2 protein-coding genes are annotated in these 1,712 nt (G+C 33.5%); one reads left to right on the top strand and one right to left on the bottom strand.

Annotated features, from left to right (window positions below):
- Positions 1–176: 176 nt before the first annotated feature.
- A complete protein-coding gene (locus tag ACM44_RS14740) occupies positions 177–1,145 on the bottom strand; it encodes a hypothetical protein (protein ID WP_152669402.1) in 969 nt (322 codons plus the stop codon).
- Positions 1,146–1,305: 160 nt separating this feature from the next.
- On the opposite strand from ACM44_RS14740, the gene ACM44_RS14735 reads away from it, so the two are divergent.
- Positions 1,306–1,712: transposase (locus ACM44_RS14735; RefSeq protein WP_048500826.1), on the top strand; the 407-nt coding region annotated here is incomplete at its 3' end.

The raw sequence follows: 1,712 nt of genomic DNA, 5'->3' as shown, positions 1-1,712 counted from the left end.
TCCCACGACTCCCATATCCTTCATTTAAGCCCACGCCAAATTCCGGAAACTTTCACCAGCAAAAATAAAAACCTCCTTTAAATCGCTTAAAAAGAGGTGGTTTTGGTTGAGTTTTGAAAACTATTATTGGAAAATTAGGGTTGTGCAACAGCTACCAATGTTATCTGCAGGTAGAATTAGTTAATAATTGCTCGAAAATAAGTAACACCATTTAAATCACTAACATAGAAATTAACACCATATTTGAATAATGCAACAATATAATTTGAGCCAAATTTTTTCTCTGGTTGTATTACAAATTTTTCGTTTAATTCATTTTCAATTTTTTCTGACTCTGCATATTTGTTTTTGTAAATGGATATTTCTTTATTCCAAAGTTCGAAGATTTTATTGGAGTTTTCAAAAGAAGCCCAATTTCCTAAATCTGAAATAGTATTTTCATCTGTTGTTATATTTGTCGCTAAATAACCCAATAGTTTCTTTTCATCGTTGTTAAATTCCTTTTCATTTAATATTCTATCACGAATTATCATTCTTTGTTTATAATATTGATCGTAAGATCTACTATTTTGTTTTTTCTTGTTTTGAAGTTCTTGCAATCCATTTAATATTTTTTTTCGCTCAATATATTTGTTGATTTTTCTAATTTCTTTAGGATTTATATTTTTTCTTCTATTAATTCCAATTATTTCAAGAGCATTTATATTTTTGAATTCAAAAGTTTGATTTGATTTATTTTTTAGAATATATTTTTTCAGTGAATCTGAATTTGTTTGGTTCAATTCTTTTTCAAATGCAGAATAAAGAGTTTCTGTATCAGAAAGGAAATATTTTTTCTCTTTATTATTTTCTATTACATAAATTGGAATTAATGTTGGAGAATTTATGTAACCTTCATTAATTGCATTTTCGAAATTTTGAACTGTCTTATCTTGAGAGAAAAGATTTAAAAATTGAAATAAAAATACAATTGTTAGTATGCGCATTTTTGGAACTACTTGCAGATAACGGAAAAAGTATTGGCGAAGTGCGGGCTTTCGAAGAACTAAAAGTTCAAGAACGACCAAACGGAGCCGATGCTTTTTCAGATTGTCTAAATTAAGAAAAAAAACAATATGGAAAGCAGCGGCGTGTAAATATTTCAAATCTTTCTATTATAAATTTAACCCCGCATTTTGCCAATACAATGTGCCTGTTGCACAACCAAATATACATATTCCTTTCCAATCATAAGAAATTGCAAAATAGTCAATTAAAACTCTGTAAATCAATTGTATAACTAAATTTATTTCCTTAAATTAGCCTATGCAGGGAAAGAAAAAATACACACCCAAGATCTTCTATCAGCTCAGTCTGGATGCACTGGTGCCCGAGGATAACTTTTACAGGAAAGTCCAGGTCGAACTGCCTCTGGATTTCCTCTACCGCGCCACCCGGAACTGCTACGGCAAAGAAGGCCAGCAGAGCATCGATCCGGTGGTCTTCTTCAAAATCCTTCTTGTCGGCTATCTCAATAACATCAACAGCGACCGGGCCTTGCTGCGCTTCTGCAGCAACAGTCTGGATGTGCGCCTGTTTCTGGGTTACGACCTTGATGAGGAACTGCCGTGGCATTCCACCCTACCGGTTCTGGGCACGCTGTTTGGCGAAGAACTGTTTCTGGAACTCTTCCGCAAAGTGCTTTCCCTGTGTGTGGAAAAAGGGATGGTGAG

The organism is Chryseobacterium koreense CCUG 49689 (genome assembly GCF_001045435.1).
Classification (GTDB): Bacteria; Bacteroidota; Bacteroidia; order Flavobacteriales; family Weeksellaceae; genus Kaistella; species Kaistella koreensis.
The sequence above is the reverse complement of the archived record's forward strand: the minus strand, read 5'-3'. Positions and strand labels throughout refer to the sequence as shown.